The following is a 17932-nucleotide window of genomic DNA, read 5'->3' on the forward strand; positions in this document are numbered from 1 at the left end:
TCGGCTCGAAATTTTCAGGTCGCAGTATTAAGTCCTGACAACTCGGTCAGTTCCCTCTCCCTTGGGAGAGGGCTAGGGTGAGGGGCTTGGGTCCGGAGTCGAGCACAAAGTGCAGCAACTCACCGATCCAGCACTTCAACCAACAACGGCAAAAGCTGTTCACACGACGCTTCAATCTTCAAATCCAGCAAGTCATCCGCGCGGGTCTTGCCCAGATTGATCGCAATCAACGGCTTGCCACGATCGGCAATCACCCGGCACAGGCGAAACGCCGAGTACGCCATCAACGAAGACCCCACCACCAACATCCCCGCTGCATTCTCTGCCGCCGCCATCGCCCTTGCCGCCGTGGGCTGCGCTACGTTCTCGCCGAAAAACACCACGTCCGGTTTCATCCGCTCGCCAGCGCAATGCGGGCAGCGCGGCACCTGAAAGCGCGCTTCGAAGGCCGGGTCGAGCAGGGTGTCGCCATCCGGCGCCTGGACTGCATCGACCCCGGCCAGATACGGGTTGTGCATTTCCATTAATTGTTGAATCGAATCGCGCTCACTGCGCTGGCCGCAGTCCAGGCAGAGGACGCGATGCAGGCTGCCGTGCAGTTCGATCACATCGTGACTGCCGGCTTGATCGTGCAGGGTATCGACGTTCTGGGTGATCAAGGCGTGGATCAGCCCATGGCGCTGCAATCCGGCCAGCGCTTCGTGCGCTGCATTCGGCTGCGCCTGACGCACCCTCGGCCAACCCAGCATGGCCCGCGCCCAGTAGCGGCGGCGCGACTCGGGGGCGGCGAGGAACTCCTGGTACATCATCGGCTGCCGGCCACGGCGCACACCGTCGCTGTTGCGGTAATCCGGAATACCCGACGGCGTGCTGATGCCGGCTCCGGTCAGCACGATGAAATCGCCATCAGCCATCACCTCTTGCAGCGTATCGAGGTGTTCGCGGGTCGGGTTGTCGAGCATGGTCAGCGCTCCGAAGTGGGCAGTGCGCGCAGGTTAGCACCAACCTTGGTGGCGAGGGCGCAAGCTCCCACGCCACAGTTTTAAAAGCGGATTATTTACGTGCCTCCAGAATCAGGTTGAACGGCGTTTGCGTGGCCCGGCGGAACTGCTTGAAACCGGCCTCGGCGAATACTTTGCGCAGACGCACTTCCCCGGCCTGCGCCCCCAGGCCCAGGCCGACTTCCTGCGACAGCGAGTTGGGGGTGCAGATAAACGTCGAGGCTGCGTAGAACAGCCGTCCAACCGGGGTGATGTTGTCGTCCAGTGTGTCGTTGGCGAACGGCTCGACCAGCAACACCGTGCCATCGTCTTTCAGCGAGTTATAGGCGTGACGGGCGGCACCGACCGGATCGCCCATGTCGTGCAGGCAGTCGAAATAGCAGATCAGGTCGTAGTCGTCGCCGGGGTAGCTTTTCGCCGAACCCTGAAAGAACTTCGCCCGGCTGCTGACGCCACCTTCCTCGGCGCGCTGGGTGGCGACGGTGATCGAGGGCGCGTGATAGTCATAGCCGACGAAACGCGAGTTGGGAAACGCCTGGGCCATGATCACGGTCGAGGCGCCGTGACCGCAGCCGATATCGGCGACGTTCGCGCCTTGCTCAAGCTTGGCCACCACGCCGTCCAGTGCCGGCAGCCATTCGGCAATCAGGTGACCTTTGTAGCCGGGCCGGAAGAACCGCTCGGTACCGGTGAACATACACGGGTGGTGATCGCCCCAGGACAAAGCGCCGTTGCCGCGCATGGCTTTGACCAGCTTGTCCTTGTCGTGAAAAAACGACGCCACCACCCCGAGGCCGCCAGCGACGTAGACCGGCGAGTCTTCGACGGCCAGGGCCAGCGCTTGCTCTTCGGGTAAACGGAACTGGCCGTCGTGGTGTTCCATGTAGCCGGACGCCACGTGGGCGCTGAGCCATTCACGAACCAGACGCGGGTTGCAGGTAGTTTTGGCGGCGAGGGCATCGGCACTGATCGCCTGACTGTCGGCCATTGCCCGGTACAGCCCGAGCTCTTCGCCGACGATGACATTGGCCAGCATCGCCGCGCCGCCCATGTCGTTGACCAGTTTGCCCATGAATTCGTTGAGCTTCGCCTCATCCATCATGTGTGCTCCTGAAACAGGATCACGGTCCGGCGGCGTCGAGGGTCGAGGCGTGCGCCACCGGGCGGTGGTCACGGAGTTGGGCAGGGCACGGCTGACGTCCTGCGTCCCCCTCGACTGGGTAATAAAGGAGTCTAGCCCCGGTCCGGGAGCGGCGCTGTATTTGTGAGCAACGAAAACCTGTGGGAGCGAGCCTGCTCGCGAAGGCGGCATTTCAGGCAATTCTGGTATTGGCAGTGCTGACGCTTTCGCGAGCAGGCTCGCTCCCACAATATTGATCGGCAGAGAATCTGTATCACTGTGTATCGCCGTGATGGTGGGACACACAGGGCTGCAAATGCCCGGTCATCTGCACACAACCGCAATACATCCGGCGGCTCAAATGTGGCAAACCCACTGCTGAGGTACATCCCATGCATACGCCGCCCTCATCAATGCCACCCAGTGTTGGCCTCGGCCTGCGCCGTGGTCTGCTGAAAGACCTGCAGGCTGCCCGTGGCGGCGCCTTCGACTTTCTCGAAGTCGCCCCGGAAAACTGGATCGGAGTAGGCGGCGCGCACGGTGCGGCGTTACGTGAACTGGCCGAGCGCTATCCGTTGTCCTGTCACGGCTTGTCTCTGTCGCTGGGCGGGTCGGCGCCGCTGGATGTCGGATTCTTGCAGGAGGTCCGGGTGTTTCTCGACCATTACAACGTGCCGCTGTACAGCGAGCACCTGAGTTACTGCAGCGATGACGGGCATCTGTATGACTTGCTGCCGTTGCCGTTCACCGAAGAAGCGGTGCAGCACGTTGCCGCGCGGATCAGTCAGGCTCAGGACATTCTCGGCCGGCGCCTGGCCGTGGAAAACGTCTCCTACTATGCCGCCCCGCGCCAGGACATGGACGAGGTGAGCTTCACCAATGCCGTACTGCGCGAGGCCGATTGCGACCTGCTGCTGGACGTCAACAATGTCTATGTCAACGCGATCAACCACGGCTTCGATCCGCAAACCTTCCTCGCCGGTATCGAGCCGGACCGGGTGGTCGGGATGCATGTGGCGGGTCATTTCGATGAGTCCGATACGCTGAAAATCGACACCCATGGTGCCTCAGTCAAACCGGTCGTGTGGTCTCTGCTGGCGGAGGCTTATAGGCGGTTTGGCGCGCAGCCAACGCTGCTTGAGCGGGATTTCAATTTCCCGGCATTTTCCGAACTGGTCGCTGAGTTGCATACCATTCGCCAACTGCAAGCCGGAGGTCGCCCTCATGGATAACCTGATACTGCAACAACAGGTGCTGACCCGGTATTTGCGCGATCCTGAACATCAATCGCCACCGGCCGACATGAACGTGGCGCGGGTCAACGTTTATCGCGATCTGGTGTTCAACAACGTTTCGCAATTGTTGAGCGGCACGTTTCCGGTGTTGATCCGGATCATCGGGGAACAACGCTGGGGCCTGCTGGTACGAGGCTTTTTGCGCGAGTGGCGGGCGCAGACCCCAAAGTTTGGAGAGATTGCCGAAACGTTTCTCGACTATCTCGCGTCGCCACCGCAGGTGTTGCGCGATGGCGAGTGGCCGGCGTTTCTGCTGGAGCTGGCGCATTACGAATGGGTCGAGATGATCTTGCAGCAGTCCGATGCTCAGGCGCTGCCGCCAAGCGATCCGGCGCTGTTGCTGGAGCGTCCGCTGCAGATCTCGGCACTGGCCTGGCCATTGGCGTATGTGTGGCCGGTGCATGCACTTGATCCGAACCATCAGCCCGCCACACCGCCGGCGCATCCGACCCTGTTGCTGGTGCGGCGCACGGCAGACTGGAATGTGCAGTTTTCCGAGCTGAGCCCGCTGGCCTGGCGCCTGTTACAGCGCATTGAAGCGTTTCCTGACCTTGATGGCCGCCAGCAATTGCAAGATCTGGCAGTAGAAGCAGGGGTGGCCGACACCGAAACGTTCATAGACAGCGGATCGGCGTTGTTGCGGCAGTTTCACCAAGAGGGCGTGCTCGCCAGCGTCCTGTAAGTCATGCCGCAGGCAGCCACGACGGCGGGCAGGGATGCAGACGATAGAAGTCGCGCAGGTGCGCCACATCGCGTGCGAATCCAGCGTTCAGCCATTGGCGATATTGCGCCTGCGCCGCTGTTTGCAAGGCCGGTTGGCGCAGACCATCCGTTACGGCTTGCGCGGCTTGCATACCGCTCATCAACGCTTTGAGCACGCCGTGGGAGGACGCCGGGTCGAGCCGGTTGGCAGCATCGCCCACCAGAAAATAACCAGCACCGGTGACGGCCGGGGTGATGCGCCAGGTTACATCGGCGCCGCGTATCCGCCCTACGGCTGGCAATGCTTGCAGGGCCTCGGGAAGCCTCGTCGATCGCCTGTTGTTCTCGAACGTCAGGTGCGTCCAGTGCAGCAACTGCGGCTCGACCTGGGCGATCCAGGTCCATCCGTCAGGATCGGCCAGCAAGTGCGCGGTTGTTGCATAGGTTGCGCTGTGACCTTGCAAATAGCCGTAACGCGCCACCAGCGGCGGTGAACAGTGGCGAACCGGCAGACCGAGTTGGCGAGCGAGCCAGTCGCAAGCGCCACTGGCATCGATCAGGCAGGTCGCGTAAAGGCGTGCGCTGTCGGTCTCCACGCCGATCACCCGACTGGCCTGAGTCAGCACTCGCCGTGCCCGGCAGGGCTGACTGATCTCCACCCCCAACGTCGCCGCTTGCGCCAGTAACGTCGCGTCCAGTTGCGCCCGCTCCAAATGAAAGCCCTGCCAGGCGCCGCGATCATCGGCGCCAAAGGCATTGAAGCGCGGCACACCGTTCCAGTGCACCCAGTGGCCGTCAAAGCGCCGTGCCGCGCGGCCACATAGCTGCTCGGCGACCCCCAGTTGTCGTAGCAGCGGTTCGATGCCCGGATGCAGGCTTTCGCCGGGGCGAAACCGGGGGAACGCCTGCCGTTCGATCAAGGCCACGCGCAGCCCGTGACGGGCGCAACTGATTGCCGTTGCGCAGCCCGCAGGGCCGGCGCCGACGACCACAACATCAAAATGTTTCATGGGCGACCCGCCATGGCAGGGTGTCGCGTTTGATCAGGATTGCATCGGCGCTGAGCAGCAAGATCACCAGCTCTTCGACTTCGACGTGGCGCAACCTGAAATCACTTGCAGGGATCTGCACGGCGCCGCGCTTGTACAGCAAAAAGCGCTGCACCCAGCCGTCGAGGAGCTGCCCTGCTTGCGCCTGCGCGCTGTCCAGTTCCGCGTTCGGCCGCTGCACGTCAACGAACGACAACAGTGGCCAGGCATTGCGCATGGGTTTATCGCTGGCGGCGCCGAGCGCACGGTACACGCGATACATCGAGCGCACGCGCTGCTGATACACGGTTTGCGCCGTGTGGCCGGTCGTGCTCAGGGAGAACTGGCCATCGAGGGCCACCTGTGTGTAATCGGCATGGGCGTACGCGTGGTACTGGACGATCAGCCGATCGTCTTGAGTGATGAGTTGAGGGCCGCGCTGATTATCCCAGGCCAGGCCGCCCATGCCGATTTCTTCATCGGTCAGGGGAATGATGCTGTGCAGCGTCGAGCGCGGCTCAAATACCCGTGCCGAATCCGGTGCCACGCCGGGCCAGAAAGAACCTAGCGCTGCGCAGATCTTCGCATCCTCGGGAAACGGGCTGGCCATCTGATAGCCGGCGAGGACGTTGATCCACTCGTCGTCTGCCGTGCGCTGGCGAACCCAGCCGACCTCCCAGCCAGGCCCGAACACCCCGGCGGCGCCGTCGGGCAGCGAGGTCGGCCGCGATGACGGTGGTAGCGGGGCAGTGGATTGCACCGTGTCGGTTTGATCGGCGAGGGCAACGATGGCGCTCACCCCTCGGTCAGTCGGGGAGAACAGTTGATCCTGCAGATCGAGGTTGGCGCAGTAGCGTACGTTGGAGAGCGCTTCAAGTCGGGCGTGCCAGAGACCGGCACTTGGTAACGCTGGTTCGTCGCTGACCCAGTGCAACAGCTTGCGTTGACTGCATAACGGATAGAAGTCCGGGGGGCCGATCAGCGAATAGGCCGCGACGGCCGGCAAATGGTTTTCCAGCATCGGGCAGCGTGGCAACACCCAGCCATCGGCAGTGCCGTCCTGATAATGCAAGGCGCGATAACCGCCCTGACGCACCAACGCCTCGACACCTTCATGCTCGTTCAGGTCTTCGATGCTGCCATCCGCTTCGACCCGATGACGTCCGTGCACCATGCCGCCGGTATTGGCCGGCAGCATAAAGGACAAGGGCTGCCCCTGATATTCGACGGGCGCCACCAGCCGGGCTCTGGCTTCAGGCACCAGCAGACCGGGGCCGAGATCTACAGTCGAGGCCCAATGCGCAAGATTTTCCGTGACGACGAAGGGTGGCTGGCTGATCTGCGGTTCCTGCCAACCGGTGCCGCTGTGGCGCAAATGGACATGCCGCAGTTTTTCGTTGATCTGGTGGTTGCCCAGCGTCACCGTCAGGTTCAGACCCTCCAGGCACTGCGAACCATTGAACAGCTTGTGCACGGGCACCCAGAAATCCAGTCCGGGGTCGAGGTCCATCTGAAAATCCATCGGTCCGAAGCGCTCGGCATCGCCCTTGAGTTGCACGGCAATGTAGGCGCTGTAGCGCACTGGCATCACCCGGATGCCGTGCGGATCATCGTCGACGAAGGGCAGGAAACTGCGCAGCGTTGCGTCATAGCACGGGGGGGCGGTGCCGACGCGGGCGATTCCGGTACGCGAGAAGCACAGGTCGGCATGCCGGCCATGCACGGTGTCGGCGGCGCAGCGATATTCACTGGCAAACGCGACCACCGCCAACGGCGCGCCCCGGGCTTTGTGGCGCAGGCTGTCGAGCGTGGGCGGACTGACGCTGTAGACATAGTCGAGCACGGTCTCGATCTCGGCGGCAGTGGGGAACAGCTGTAATGTCTGGCCGTTTTCATCGCTGAGCACGTTTGGCGAGGCCAGCGCGTGATACAGCAGGCTGTGCGCCGGTGCGCCTGCCTCGATCGCCCGCCTGCCGGTCGTTGCGAAATCAGTAAATCCGGGTATTGACCGGTCGATTTTCAGGGGCTTGTGCAGTTCCGCCGCCAGCGGTTCAGCCAGCAAGTCCAGGCCGTGGGCGAGCATCAGTGAATGCCAGCCGCCAGGCGCCAGGCGCGTACACACGTGGGTAACGGATTCGAGCAGAGTCATGTTGCGCCTCGACAGGTTGGGCCAATTGTCATGGAACCGTAGCCCGGCGCTGACTTGCTACTGTCAGATCTGACAGTGGCGACCAATGGTGAACAGTGCGAAACGGGCAACACAACCATAAGCGCATCAGCCAAGGCGCACAGTCAGTGGATTCTGATGAAGTTGTAGGCATTGGCGCGGCGGTGTGCAGGCTACCGACCGGTATTGGTGCGTAGCGTTTAAACAGGCGCCGTTAAAGCGTTTATGGATGCAGCGGCAGCTTCAGTTCAGCGCACAGCCCGCCACCCTCGCGATTGCTCAACGTCAGCGAACCACCGAGCGCCATGGCCAGTTGCTGGGCGATCGCCAGTCCCAGCCCGGTGCCGCCGGTATCGCGATTGCGCGAGTTTTCCACGCGGTAGAACGGTTGCAGCACCTGCGCCAGTTCGGCGTCGGCGATGCCCGGGCCGCGGTCCATGACGGTGATCGCCAGGTTGCCTTTGTTGGCTTCGACCCAGACTTCGGCGGCGCCGGCGAATTTCAGTGCGTTGTCGGTCAGGTTCACCAGCACCCGGCGCAACGCATGAGGACGGGTGTCGATGACCGCCGCACTCTTGCCGACCAGTTGCACCTGCTTGCCCATGTCCTGATAGTCGAACACCAGGCTTTCGAGGAAGGAATCCATGTTGGTGCGGCGGCTTTCTTCGGTCGAACCATGGATGCTGCGCGCATACGCCACGCCTTCGCGCACCAGGTGTTCCATCTCGCTGAGGTCATTCCACAGTTTGTCTTTCTCGGTGCAATCGTCCATGAGTTCGGCGCGCAGTTTCATCCGCGTGATCGGGGTTTGCAGGTCATGGGAAATCGCCGCCAGCAGTTGCATGCGTTCCTTGAGATAAGCGGCAATGCGCGCCTGCATCGTGTTGAACGCCCGTGCTGCGTAGACCACTTCGTTCGGGCCGCTTTCGTCGAGGTTGATCGGGTGGGCGTTGGGGTCGAGTGTTTCCACCGCGTTAGCCAGCCGGGTCAGGGGGCGAACCGCAATGCGCACCGCCAGCCAGGTGCAGACGAGCATCAGCGCCAATTGGCCGAGCAGTACTACCGGCAACCAGGGTGACAACGGGACCATGGCGGGGCGCACGTCGATGGTCACCGGGCTGCCGTCGCTCAGGCGCAGATGACCCTGAAAGTGTTTCTTCGGCCCGGGAATATCGGTGAAGGTCAGCGGATAGCGTTCACCAATGGCTTCGGTGATCGAGGTGACCGCCACCGGCACATCACTGGCCTCGATCGGTGTGCCCGGTTCGCCTTCGCTCAACAGGTAGCCATAATTTTTTCGCGCCAGACGCTCGAGCCAGGCAGGGCGCTCTTCGGCAGGCAAGCGATCAAGGATCGCAATCGAGGTCGAGACGTCGGTTTCCAGATTGCCGAGCATGGTGTTCTTGGCGCTTTGGTAACGCTCGTAATACTGCGCACCGAACGACAGCGCCTGAGCGAGCAACAGGCCGATCAGGAAAATCAGCGACAGGCGCGAGGCGAGGGTGCGCGGCCAGTGCAGATTGACGCTCATGCCGGGGCCCCGAGAATCTCGACCGGCAGTGAGAACACGTAACCTTCGCTGCGCACGGTCTTTATGTAGGCCGGCTCGCGCGCATCATCCAGCAGGCGCTGACGCAAACGGCTAACCAGCAAGTCGATCGAGCGGTCAAACAGATCGGCATCACGACCCTGGGTCAGATTGAGCAGTTGGTCGCGGCTGAGCACCCGTTGTGGGTGATCGAGAAACACCCGCAGCAATCGATATTCGGCGCCGCTGAGGGCGACCATGGTGCCGTCCTTGTCGAGCAGGTGACGGGCCGAGGTGTCCAGTTGCCAACGACCGAAGGCCAGCAAGCGACCGGCCTCGGTGACCACCAGATTCGGCGGCAGCATGCGCGTGCGGCGCAGCACGGCGTTGATCCGCGCGAGCAATTCGCGGGCGGCGAATGGTTTGGTCAGGTAGTCGTCGGCGCCCATTTCGAGGCCGATGATGCGGTCGGTTTCATCGTTGCGCGCGGTCAGCATCAATACTGGCGTGGCCTTGTGTTTGCCCACCCGCAATTCGCGGCACAGCTGCAGGCCATCGTCGCCGGGCATCATGATGTCGAGCACGATCAGGTCGACGGTGTTGGCCTCGAGAAAGCTGCGCATCTGCCGGCCATCGGCGACCACCGTGGTGCGCAGGCCGTTTTTCTTCAGGTAGTTGCCCACCAGTTCACGGATCTCGCGGTCGTCGTCGACGATGAGAATGTGATCGACATGATCCATCGGTGCAAACCTCTATCAAAAGGGACTGCCGTGCAGTGTATCGAGCCTGCGGTGGCCCGCCTGCCTGCCTTTGTATTGCAGTGTATCTGCCGTATCGGCGGATACACGGGAACGCAAAAACGCGATTTTTCCAGGGTTTTGTATCGCTGTGTATCCCCCGATGGCAAAGATACACAGCGATTGAAACGCGCCAGTTCCTGACACAGACGCGATACCTCGCGAGCCTCAAATAGGCTCCATCGAGGCCCACACAGATCGCCTCGGCTCAAACCCCACTGAAGCCTTGAGGAACACGCCATGAACAACAAATCCGTAATCGCCGCCTGCCTGTTTGCCGCCCTGAACATCTGCACGCTCTCGGCCCGGGCCGAAGCCGCTGTTACCGCGCAAACCTACACCTACGGCACCCACCTGGATATCCAGAAAGTGATCTCGCTGAAACAGGACAACTCGGTGTCCTGCGGCATCGTCGAGGCGCGCATGACCTACCTCGATTCTGCAGGCAAAACCCGCGTACTCGATTACAGCAAATTTGCCGACGGCTGCAACAACGACAACTGAGTCATCAACGGCAACCAAGCCAACTCTTTATAGAAGGAACAACACCATGAACAACGTCGCGCGCTTTTTCACCGCCATCGCTTTCTCCCTGGCCGGCGTCGCCGCCCATGCCAACGCTGCGGTTGAACAGCATAGCTGCCACAGCAGCACCTGCTTCCAACTGACGCCGGGGGCCCAGCAGGGCAGCGACGGCCTGATTGCAGCGGACGGCTCCAGCCGCACGCCACAAGGGCAGATGTTCGCCGAGAACGGCGCCAGCCGTACGCCGCAGAGCCAATGGCTGGAAAGCCAGAGCGTCTGAACGGCTCGCCACAATCATTGATCAAGGGTGACTCACTATGTACCTCATCGCATTTCTCGGCGGTCTGCTGACCGTGCTCAGCCCCTGCATCCTGCCGGTGGTGCCGTTTCTGTTTGCCGGCGCCCAACGCAGTCGCGCTTCGATACTGTTGACCCTCGGCGGCATGGCCCTGACCTTCGCGCTGATCTCCAGCCTTGCCGTGGTCAGCAGCGAATGGGTGATCCAGGCCAGCAACAGTGGCCGTTACGTTGCGCTGATCGTGATGAGCGTGTTCGCCCTGTCGCTGATCTCGGCGCGCATCGGCGGCTGGCTGACACGCCCCTTCGTGATGCTCGGCAATCGTCTGGACCCGGACACCCGGAAAAAGGCCGGGCCGATGGGTTCGGTCATGCTCGGCGTGGCCACTGGACTGCTTTGGGCACCGTGCGCGGGACCGATTCTCGGGGTGATTCTCACCGGTGCCATGCTGCAAGGCGCCAACGCGCAGACCAGCCTGTTGCTGCTGGCCTACGGCGCCGGCAGTGCATTGTCGCTGGGCACGTTGATCTTCACCGGGCGCGGGTTGGTCAACCGTTTGAAACCGTCGATCCCGTTCACCGGTTGGTTGCGTCGTGGTGCCGGGGTTGCGGTACTGGCGACGACAGCGGTGATTGCCACCGGCTTCGATAAAACCTTGTTGGCCAACACCTCCTCCGAAGGCGTCGCCAGTGTCGAAAAACGCGTGTTGGAAAACGTGCCGAAAGTGGTCGACTACTTTGTCAGCAAAGTCCGCGCGGACTCGCCGATGGAGGAGGGCAAAGGCGCGATGCCGTCACTCGCTGGCGCCGTGCAATGGTTGAATTCGCCCGAGCTGAGCGCTGAAGCCCTGCGCGGCAAAGTGGTGCTTGTGGACTTTTGGACCTACGACTGCATCAACTGCCAGCACACCCTGCCGTACGTCAAGGACTGGGCGAAGAAGTACGAGAAGGACGGCCTCGTGGTGATCGGCGTGCACACCCCGGAATACGGCTACGAGCGGATCATCGAGAACGTCAAGGATCAGGTGAAAAAGCTCGGCATCACCTACCCGGTGGCCATCGACAACAACTACGCGATCTGGCGCAACTTCGACAACCAGTACTGGCCGGCGCATTACCTGATCGACGCCAAGGGGCAGGTGCGTTACAGCCACTTCGGCGAAGGTCGCTACGAGGCGCAGGAGCAGATGATCCAGCATTTGCTGGAGGAGGCTAAGGCGCCTGCGGCGTGATCAGCAAACCACTGGCTCAGAGGTCGCGGACCATGAGCCATTGTTCATTGCCCCAGGCGCGAAAACGCTCCAGGACTTGCCAGCCGCGTTTGGCGTAGTAGTCCTGCTTGGTCTGCGTATGCAGATACAAACGCGCAAAGCCGCAGTCTTTTGCCTCCTGACAAATCCCTGCAATCAAGCGTTCCGCCAACCCTTGCCCGCGTGCTTCAGGGCTGACGAACACGCAGGCCAGCCAAGGTCCGAGATTGGGGCGCAAGGCGAGGTCATCGCGTGCTAGCGCCGCGCCGCCGACCAGATGTTCACCGTCCATGGCGATCAGGCAAGACCAGTCGCCATTGCCTTGGCCCTCGGCAAATTCACGCTGCCATTCAGCCAACGGTTGGTCGATGTATTCGTAGGGGAATTGCTGATGGATCCATTGAGCATAACGGTCGCTGTGGTGCATGTGATGCGCGAGCCAATCGAGTTTCAGTGACATCGGTAGAGTCCGTTCCAGAAGCGAGCGGGCATCAGAAACCAATCCTCGAACGTTGGCAATCTTCCAGGTGTTCCAGACGCTTTACAGATTTCCACCGCTCATCGGCAAACCCCCGGTTTTACGGGGTTGCCAGACGATTGGCAGGGACGCCGAGCGGTCTCGGCGCGATAGTGCTTGAGCAGGGTCACTGCCGGCCTTGCCCCATAACAAGAGCGCGAGGTTGCCATGCCGAAATTCGTGATTGAACGCGAGATTCCAGGGGCCGGGAAGCTGTCGGAAGCAGAACTCAAAGCTGTGTCGAAAACGTCCTGTGATGTCTTGCGCGAACTCGGTCCGCAAGTGCAGTGGCTGCAGAGTTATGTCACCGCTGACAAGATCTATTGCGTGTACATCGCGCCTGACGAAGAGCAGGTACGCGAACACGCCAGGCTTGGAGGATTTCCTGCCAACAGTGTGGCGCGAGTGATGACGGTCATCGATCCGACGACGGCCGAATGATCACCGACCCCACCCGCAGCGGAGTTCACTCTTATGAGTACCCCGATTGATTTGACTGCCTTGAAAGAACGCCAGAAAGTCGCCTGGGCCAGTGGCGACTACGCCGTGATTGGTACGACGTTACAAATCGTCGGCGAAAACCTTGCCGAAGCCTGTGACCTGCGTTGCGATGAAGAGGTGCTGGATGTCGCTGCCGGCAACGGTAATGCGACGCTGGCGGCGGCGCGCCGTGGCTGCCAGGTCACCTCGACCGACTACGTTGCGGCTTTGTTGGAGCGCGGCCAGGATCGGGCCCGAGCAGAGCATCTGGACGTGACGTTTCAGGTTGCCGATGCTGAGGCACTGCCGTTCGCCGATGAGAGTTACGACGCTGTGCTGTCGACCTTTGGTGTGATGTTCGCGCCGGATCAGGACACGGCTGCGGCCGAGCTGGGGCGGGTTTGTCGCCGTGGTGGGCGGATAGGTCTGGCCAACTGGACGCCGGAAGGTTTTGTTGGGCAGATGTTCAAGACGCTCAGCCGTCATCTGCCGCCGCCTGCCGGCGCCCAGCCGCCCTCGAATTGGGGCTCCGATGCCTGGCTGCACAAACATTTCGATGACCGTGATTTTCTGCTGCGTGTGACACGGCGCGATTTCAATTTTCGCTATCGCTCGGCCGCGCATTTTATTGATATTTTCCGCCATTGGTATGGGCCGGTGCACAAGGCCTTCGCGGCATTACCGCCGGAGAGCGGGCAGGCGCTGGAGAGTGATCTGGCGGATTTGCTAAATCGGTTGAATCGGGCGGGAGAGGATTCGCTGGTGGTGCCGAGCGAGTATCTGGAGGTGGTGATCACCAAGCGCTGATTCACCCCCGACTTTCGAATCTATTGCGACCCCTGTAGGAGTGAGCCTGCTCGCGAAAGCGCTGTGTCATTCAACAAAAATGTTGTCTGACACTCCGTCTTCGCGAGCAGGCTCGCTCCCACAGGGGTAGGTATTTTGGTAGTTGAGCCTATTTCACCTGCGGCCGATCAAACCACTCCAGCGCCGTGCGCCAGATGCAGATCCCCAGAAAGTACGCCGACATCAGCAACCACAACCCCATCACCAACGGGTTGATCACCGGATGGTTGAGCACCAGCGACAGACTGCATAGCAGCCAGATCGCCGTCACTGCAATGTTGATCGGCATGAACCGGCGTACCCGAAACGGGTGCAGGAACTTCATCCGCGTCACGGTCAACAGCGCCAAACCGATAACCGTCAGAAAAGTGATCCACGGTCCCGGTCCGATGATGTACAGGCACAGGGCGACCACATTCCACGCCGCCGGAAACCCGACAAAGTAGTTGTCCTTGCTCTTCATATTGACGTTGCAGAAGCAGAACAACGACGACACCAGAATCAGCGACACGGTCAGCAGCAGGGTGTAATCCGGCAGCGGAATGTAGCGATAGATGAACAGCGCCGGGATGAACACGTATGTCAGGTAATCGATCACCAGATCGAGGATCGAACCGTCGAAGCTCGGCAGCACCGATTGCACGTTGACCTTGCGCGCCAGTGCGCCGTCGAGGCCGTCGACAATCAGCGCCACGCCCAGCCACATCAGGCAATGGGTCGGCTGGTTTTCCAGCAGGGCGAGGGTGGCCAGGAAGGCTGTGACCACGCCAGTCGCGGTAAAACCATGGGCGCCCCATGCTTTGAGCCTGGCGATGTGTACGGTCGATATCACGGGGGCGTTCTCCAGAAAGTGAAGCAAGCCGGGTATCACCCTTGAGTAGCAGGGCGCCGGCAAACCGGGTCGGGGTTGCAGCTATCGACCGGTCTGGCCGGGATAAGGTTCACCACTGATCAATCTTAGCTGGCCGGCGAAAAAATACGCGGGCGAAATCCGTCAGGGCTTCGAGCGTCAGCCAAACGGTGCTGGCGCTATGGCTTAAGGGGTCTATCGTTGCCAGACGCAGTCACTGCCAATGCCTGAGGATAACGTCATGAACACCAGCGATTTGCTCGAAAAACTGCTGCGAGGCCAGGCCTCGACCGGCCAACAATCTTCAGCGTCTGCCGGCGATGGTTTGGGTGGTTTGGGTGGGTTGCTGGGTGGACTGCTCGGTGGCGGCTCGGGCGCGGCCAGCGGCGGCGGATCTGCCGGTGGACTTGGCGGCTTGGGCGGCTTGCTCGGTGGTTTGCTCGGCGGCGGTGCCGGTGGTGGTCTTGGCGGCGCTTTGGGTGGGGCGCTGGGCGGCGCGGGCAGTACGCAAAGTCGTTCCGGCGGGACCAATTATGCGGCGCTGGCGTCGCTGGGCATGATGGCGTTCCAGGCGTATCAGGCGTGGCAACGCAGCCAGGCGAGTTCGGCACCGCAACAAACGCCGCAAACAGCTAACCTCCTGGCCGGCCCGGAGATTGAAGAACACAGCCACGCGGTGCTGCGCGCTTTGATCGCCGCTGCCAGGGCTGATGGGCGTATCGATGATGCCGAGAAACACCTGATCAGCAGCGAAATCGGCAAACACACCGATGATCCACAGTTACAGCAATGGCTTGACGATGAAGTTGCCAAGCCGCTGGATCCCGCCGAAGTGGCGCAGTCGGCGAACGGTGACCCAGCTGTTGCCGCCGAAATGTACCTGGCCAGCGTGATGCTGGTAGATGACCAGCAGGACGCCGAGCGTCGTTATCTGGATGAACTGGCAGCAGCCTTGCGGATCGACCCGGATTTGCAGGTGCATCTGGAGCAGCAGGCCAAAGGCCAGGCCTGATGTAACGGCAAAAAATCATAACCACCCGCAGCTCCGTCAAGGAGCTGCTTCGCCGTCCGTCCGGGCAATTTTCACGTCGATTGAATTTTTCGCAGGCGCCGCCTCTCTGCTGCTGTAGAGGCGTGTGGAACAGCGCCCTGCCAACCGACCGAGAATTTTGCCATGACTGTCCTGACACCTCTGCAAGCCGCGCCTGCCCAACCGCACCTGATGAACGCCGCTGGGAACATGCGGCAGGTCTATGAAGCGTTGTTGCGCAATGACGATTCCCAGGACCTTGCGCAGGCGTTTTTGCAGGAGCAACTGCAACACGCCGCGCAACTTACCGATTCGTTGCCTGAAGACCCGGCAACGTGGCACGCCTGGGTGGCCGAACATTGCGCCGATGTCGCCCGGCAATACGCCGACTATCTCCAGCAGCGCAAGGCCGGCGGGCCTCGGCAATTCTTCCGTGGCAAGGCGCAGGCGCTGTATTTCCTGCAAGCGGTGGCACCGACCAAACTGGTCGACGGCGCTTGGCTCTATGGTCTATTGCCGCGCTGGCAAGACCCGCGTTTCCAAGGGCTGCTGCGAACCTTTCTGGAAGAGCTGGGCGAAGGCAATCCGGCGCAGAACCACGTGGTGATTTACCAGAAATTGCTCGCCGAGCACGATCTGCAGGACAGCAGCGCCATCGACGATGAACGCTACCTGCAAGGCGCGATACAACTGGCCCTCGGTGTCTGTGGTGCTGACTATCTGCCCGAGGTGATCGGCTACAACCTCGGCTATGAACAACTGCCCTTGCACCTGTTGATCAGCAGTTACGAACTCAGTGAACTGGGGATCGATCCGTACTATTTCACCCTCCATGTGACCATCGACAACGCCAGCACCGGCCATGCGCAAAAAGCCGTGCAGGCGGCGCTTGACCTGCTGCCGCTTGAGGCCGATCGCGCTGAGTTTCTGCGCCGGGTAGCGCTGGGCTATCGGCTCAACGATCTGGGGCAGGGCAGCCGCGCAATCATTGAAGGCTTCGACCTTGAGCAGCAATTGCTGGCGATGCTCGAGCGCAAGTGCCCATTCGCCCAACACATGCATTCTGATTACTGCCGTTTCGAAGGGCAGACCGTCAATCAGTGGCTGGCTGCACCCGAGCAATTGCCCGGTTTCCTCCAAGCGTTGCAGAACAAGGGCTGGATCAAGCGCCACGAAGACCCGCAGGCCAGTCGTTTTTGGCAACTGATCGCGGGCGACGGTGCGGCGATGTTTGGTGTGTTCAATGCCTACGAAAAACAACTGGTGCACGACTGGATTGCGGGTGACTGGACCTCTTCGGATAAGACGAAACCCGCTCGACGGCACAGTCAGACCGCAGCGGCCATCGAAGGGCTTGAACAGGATCCCGACGTACAGGCGCTCAACGCGGCGCTGCAAGGCCAGGACGAACTGGCGCAGATCGCGACTCTGATCCCGTGGCTTGCTCCGGCACGCCATGCACACCCCGCCGGACTGCTCGCCACCCGGCGCTTTATCGAACTCAAATCCCGCTTGCCTTAAGGACATCACCGATGAATCAGGAAGAACAACTCTGCCCCAACGACCTCGTGCTGCTGCAATTGGGCCGGCGCTTGTTGGCAGACGGATATCGGTTCACCACGCCGACGCCGTTGACCCATCAACGGGTCAACCAGCGTGACGAAGGCCAGATGGCCGACTCTTTGCGTGATGTGTTCGGCTGGTCGCGTCCGTTCGCGCCGGGATTGTTGTCCGCCGATGAACAGCGACAACTGCAAGACGCACAGATCATTGATACCTACGAAGGTGAGCTGAAGAGTCGGGTGCGCTGGTCGAGCCTGGATGATTTGCTGTTCGTCCATTCGGCATTTCCCACCGAGGCCGCTGACGCGGTGTTTTTCGGCCCCGACACCTACCGTTTTGCGCAACTGATCCACGCCCACCTGCAGCAGAACTTCGCGCCGATTCATCGCGCGGTGGACATCGGCTGTGGCGCTGGCGTCGGTGCGATTCTGATCGGCCGCGCCCGTCGCGAGGCAGAGGTGCTGGCGCTGGACATCAACCCTGCGGCGTTGCGTCTGACTGCGATCAATGCGGCACTGGCGGAAGTCGCCAACGTTGAAGTGCGCGCCAGTGATCTGTTGCAGGGCGTCGACGGCGAGTTCGACCTGATCGTCGCCAACCCGCCGTACATGGCCGACCCGGCGGAGCGCGCCTATCGCCACGGTGGCGGGACGCTGGGGGCAGGACTGTCACTGCGCATCGTCGAACAGGCCTTGAATCGATTGGCGCCTGGTGGCTCGCTGCTGCTCTACACCGGTGTGGCGATGGTCGATGGTCGTGATCCGTTTCTCGACACCGTGCTGCCGCGCCTCGATGAAAAACGCTTCGGCTGGACGTACCGCGAACTCGACCCGGATGTTTTTGGCGAAGAACTGCTCAACCCCGGCTATCAACGGGTCGACCGCATCGCAGTGGTGGCGCTGACCGTGACCCGAATGGGCTGAAACAAGGCAGGTG

General features: G+C 61.5%; 18 protein-coding genes. 10 read left to right on the forward strand and 8 right to left on the reverse strand.

Annotated elements, in window-relative coordinates; genetic code table 11:
- Positions 1 to 119: 119 nt before the first annotated feature.
- A complete protein-coding gene (locus tag LOY43_RS10725; RefSeq protein ID WP_258709600.1) occupies positions 120 to 962 on the reverse strand; it encodes an NAD-dependent protein deacetylase in 843 nt (280 codons plus the stop codon).
- 91 nt (positions 963 to 1053) lie between these two features.
- Entirely contained in the window at positions 1054 to 2100 is a 1047-nt protein-coding gene (locus LOY43_RS10730; protein WP_095047768.1) for a class I SAM-dependent methyltransferase, read from the reverse strand.
- Between the two features lie 413 nt (positions 2101 to 2513).
- Between LOY43_RS10730 and LOY43_RS10735 the strand changes: the two genes are divergently transcribed.
- Both LOY43_RS10735 and LOY43_RS10740 read left to right on the forward strand, forming a co-directional pair.
- Entirely contained in the window at positions 2514 to 3353 is an 840-nt protein-coding gene (locus LOY43_RS10735) for a DUF692 domain-containing protein (protein ID WP_095047506.1), read from the forward strand.
- A complete protein-coding gene (locus tag LOY43_RS10740) occupies positions 3346 to 4098 on the forward strand; it encodes a DUF2063 domain-containing protein (RefSeq protein WP_258709601.1) in 753 nt (250 codons plus the stop codon). Before LOY43_RS10735 ends, LOY43_RS10740 begins: the two co-directional genes overlap by 8 nt.
- A 1-nt stretch (position 4099) precedes the next feature.
- On the opposite strand, the gene LOY43_RS10745 is transcribed toward LOY43_RS10740, so the two are convergent.
- The 4 genes from LOY43_RS10745 to LOY43_RS10760 all read right to left on the reverse strand — a co-directional run bounded on the left by LOY43_RS10745 (position 4100) and on the right by LOY43_RS10760 (position 9581).
- Entirely contained in the window at positions 4100 to 5128 is a 1029-nt protein-coding gene (locus LOY43_RS10745; protein WP_258709602.1) for an NAD(P)/FAD-dependent oxidoreductase, read from the reverse strand.
- A complete protein-coding gene (locus LOY43_RS10750; protein ID WP_258709603.1) occupies positions 5115 to 7295 on the reverse strand; it encodes a hypothetical protein in 2181 nt (726 codons plus the stop codon). The genes LOY43_RS10745 and LOY43_RS10750 overlap by 14 nt, the downstream gene beginning before the upstream one ends.
- Before the next feature lie 241 nt (positions 7296 to 7536).
- Positions 7537 to 8844 carry a HAMP domain-containing sensor histidine kinase gene (locus LOY43_RS10755; RefSeq protein WP_095047502.1) on the reverse strand — a complete coding sequence of 436 codons (1308 nt, stop codon included), beginning with the start codon at positions 8842 to 8844 and terminating at the stop codon, positions 7537 to 7539.
- The gene (locus LOY43_RS10760; protein ID WP_007919579.1) at positions 8841 to 9581 is read right to left on the reverse strand and encodes a response regulator; all 741 of its coding nucleotides are present in this window, start codon (positions 9579 to 9581) and stop codon (positions 8841 to 8843) included. The genes LOY43_RS10755 and LOY43_RS10760 overlap by 4 nt, the downstream gene beginning before the upstream one ends.
- Before the next feature lie 297 nt (positions 9582 to 9878).
- Between LOY43_RS10760 and LOY43_RS10765 the strand changes: the two genes are divergently transcribed.
- Genes LOY43_RS10765 through LOY43_RS10775 form a run of 3 tightly spaced genes read left to right on the forward strand, consistent with a single transcriptional unit; the run spans position 9879 to position 11692 of the window.
- Entirely contained in the window at positions 9879 to 10142 is a 264-nt protein-coding gene (locus LOY43_RS10765) for a DUF2790 domain-containing protein (RefSeq protein WP_236431798.1), read from the forward strand.
- 46 nt (positions 10143 to 10188) lie between these two features.
- A complete protein-coding gene (locus LOY43_RS10770) occupies positions 10189 to 10443 on the forward strand; it encodes a hypothetical protein (protein ID WP_095047500.1) in 255 nt (84 codons plus the stop codon).
- A 37-nt stretch (positions 10444 to 10480) separates the two neighbouring features.
- Positions 10481 to 11692, forward strand: coding sequence for a cytochrome c biogenesis protein DipZ (locus LOY43_RS10775; RefSeq protein WP_258709604.1), 1212 nt, complete (start codon positions 10481 to 10483; stop codon positions 11690 to 11692).
- A 16-nt stretch (positions 11693 to 11708) separates the two neighbouring features.
- Here LOY43_RS10775 and LOY43_RS10780 read toward each other — a convergent pair whose 3' ends face one another.
- Positions 11709 to 12170 carry a GNAT family N-acetyltransferase gene (locus tag LOY43_RS10780; protein ID WP_258709605.1) on the reverse strand — a complete coding sequence of 154 codons (462 nt, stop codon included), beginning with the start codon at positions 12168 to 12170 and terminating at the stop codon, positions 11709 to 11711.
- Between the two features lie 225 nt (positions 12171 to 12395).
- Between LOY43_RS10780 and LOY43_RS10785 the strand changes: the two genes are divergently transcribed.
- Positions 12396 to 12668 (forward strand): DUF4242 domain-containing protein, encoded by a 273-nt coding sequence (locus LOY43_RS10785; protein WP_095047497.1) that lies wholly within the window; start codon positions 12396 to 12398, stop codon positions 12666 to 12668.
- 33 nt (positions 12669 to 12701) lie between these two features.
- Entirely contained in the window at positions 12702 to 13514 is an 813-nt protein-coding gene (locus tag LOY43_RS10790) for a class I SAM-dependent methyltransferase (RefSeq protein ID WP_258709606.1), read from the forward strand.
- A gap of 148 nt (positions 13515 to 13662) precedes the next feature.
- Here LOY43_RS10790 and pcsA read toward each other — a convergent pair whose 3' ends face one another.
- On the reverse strand, positions 13663 to 14385 hold the full coding sequence (gene pcsA / locus LOY43_RS10795) for a phosphatidylcholine synthase (RefSeq protein WP_007919592.1): 723 nt from the start codon (positions 14383 to 14385) through the stop codon (positions 13663 to 13665).
- Positions 14386 to 14644: 259 nt separating this feature from the next.
- Between pcsA and LOY43_RS10800 the strand changes: the two genes are divergently transcribed.
- The 3 genes from LOY43_RS10800 to LOY43_RS10810 all read left to right on the forward strand — a co-directional run bounded on the left by LOY43_RS10800 (position 14645) and on the right by LOY43_RS10810 (position 17919).
- Positions 14645 to 15415 (forward strand): tellurite resistance TerB family protein, encoded by a 771-nt coding sequence (locus LOY43_RS10800; RefSeq protein ID WP_258709607.1) that lies wholly within the window; start codon positions 14645 to 14647, stop codon positions 15413 to 15415.
- 162 nt (positions 15416 to 15577) lie between these two features.
- Entirely contained in the window at positions 15578 to 16954 is a 1377-nt protein-coding gene (locus LOY43_RS10805) for an iron-containing redox enzyme family protein (RefSeq protein ID WP_258709608.1), read from the forward strand.
- 11 nt (positions 16955 to 16965) lie between these two features.
- The gene (locus tag LOY43_RS10810; protein ID WP_258709609.1) at positions 16966 to 17919 is read left to right on the forward strand and encodes a class I SAM-dependent methyltransferase; all 954 of its coding nucleotides are present in this window, start codon (positions 16966 to 16968) and stop codon (positions 17917 to 17919) included.
- The last annotated feature ends 13 nt before the right edge of the window (positions 17920 to 17932 follow it).

This window comes from Pseudomonas sp. B21-041, assembly GCF_024748675.1.
Lineage (GTDB): Bacteria > Pseudomonadota > Gammaproteobacteria > Pseudomonadales > Pseudomonadaceae > Aquipseudomonas > Aquipseudomonas neuropathica.

Coding starts and splice junctions, on each gene's coding strand:
- LOY43_RS10790 (WP_258709606.1), top strand. CDS start 12,702: ATGAGTACCCCGATTGATTTGACTGCCTTGAAAGAACGCCAGAAAGTC.
- LOY43_RS10800 (WP_258709607.1), top strand. CDS start 14,645: ATGAACACCAGCGATTTGCTCGAAAAACTGCTGCGAGGCCAGGCCTCG.
- LOY43_RS10770 (WP_095047500.1), top strand. CDS start 10,189: ATGAACAACGTCGCGCGCTTTTTCACCGCCATCGCTTTCTCCCTGGCC.
- LOY43_RS10805 (WP_258709608.1), top strand. CDS start 15,578: ATGACTGTCCTGACACCTCTGCAAGCCGCGCCTGCCCAACCGCACCTG.
- LOY43_RS10725 (WP_258709600.1), bottom strand. CDS start 962: ATGCTCGACAACCCGACCCGCGAACACCTCGATACGCTGCAAGAGGTG.
- LOY43_RS10780 (WP_258709605.1), bottom strand. CDS start 12,170: ATGTCACTGAAACTCGATTGGCTCGCGCATCACATGCACCACAGCGAC.
- LOY43_RS10750 (WP_258709603.1), bottom strand. CDS start 7,295: ATGACTCTGCTCGAATCCGTTACCCACGTGTGTACGCGCCTGGCGCCT.
- LOY43_RS10810 (WP_258709609.1), top strand. CDS start 16,966: ATGAATCAGGAAGAACAACTCTGCCCCAACGACCTCGTGCTGCTGCAA.
- LOY43_RS10785 (WP_095047497.1), top strand. CDS start 12,396: ATGCCGAAATTCGTGATTGAACGCGAGATTCCAGGGGCCGGGAAGCTG.
- LOY43_RS10760 (WP_007919579.1), bottom strand. CDS start 9,581: ATGGATCATGTCGATCACATTCTCATCGTCGACGACGACCGCGAGATC.
- LOY43_RS10735 (WP_095047506.1), top strand. CDS start 2,514: ATGCATACGCCGCCCTCATCAATGCCACCCAGTGTTGGCCTCGGCCTG.
- LOY43_RS10730 (WP_095047768.1), bottom strand. CDS start 2,100: ATGGATGAGGCGAAGCTCAACGAATTCATGGGCAAACTGGTCAACGAC.
- LOY43_RS10745 (WP_258709602.1), bottom strand. CDS start 5,128: ATGAAACATTTTGATGTTGTGGTCGTCGGCGCCGGCCCTGCGGGCTGC.
- LOY43_RS10740 (WP_258709601.1), top strand. CDS start 3,346: ATGGATAACCTGATACTGCAACAACAGGTGCTGACCCGGTATTTGCGC.
- LOY43_RS10755 (WP_095047502.1), bottom strand. CDS start 8,844: ATGAGCGTCAATCTGCACTGGCCGCGCACCCTCGCCTCGCGCCTGTCG.
- LOY43_RS10765 (WP_236431798.1), top strand. CDS start 9,879: ATGAACAACAAATCCGTAATCGCCGCCTGCCTGTTTGCCGCCCTGAAC.
- LOY43_RS10775 (WP_258709604.1), top strand. CDS start 10,481: ATGTACCTCATCGCATTTCTCGGCGGTCTGCTGACCGTGCTCAGCCCC.